General features: G+C 48.0%; 1 protein-coding gene. It reads right to left on the reverse strand.

Annotated elements, in window-relative coordinates; all coding sequences use genetic code 11:
• The coding region (locus tag AC1M9L_RS14755; protein ID WP_481590939.1) for a thiolase family protein at window positions 1–635 on the reverse strand (635 nt) is incomplete at both ends.

The raw sequence follows: 635 nt of genomic DNA on the forward strand, positions 1-635 counted from the left end.
GCTTCTAAAGTGGTTGATGCACGAGGATGTTCATCTTTTGCCACCACAACCGCATCACCTTTACGCTGTGGAATAGTCACAGGCACGATTTCTTGATCAAAGAAACCACGTGCTTGCGCTGCAGCCGTACGGAGTTGGCTGGTTAAAGCAAATTGGTCTTGATCAGCACGGCTAATATTGAACTGTTCAGCCACGTTTTCAGCCGTTTGCGGCATGGTTTCAACACCATACATTTCTTTAAGCTTCGGGTTGATAAAACGCCAGCCCATGGTGGTGTCTTCAATCTTTTGACTACGACCAAATGCACTCTCAGATTTACCCATCACAAATGGAGCACGTGACATAGATTCAACACCACCTGCCACAATCACGTCAGCTTCACCAGCTTTAATGGCACGCGCGGCCATTGCTACGGTATCGAGTGATGAACCACATAAACGGTTGACTGTGGTTGCAGGTACTGTATAAGGGATACCTGCTAAAAGCGCCGACATACGACCGACGTTACGATTATCTTCACCGGCTTGGTTGGCACAGCCAAACAAAACGTCATCGACGACATTCCAATCCACAGAAGGGTTACGTTCCATTAACGCTTTTAATGGCACTGCACCTAAGTCATCCGCACGGACAGG

The sequence above is a fragment of the Acinetobacter sp. ANC_7511 genome, from assembly GCF_056779975.1.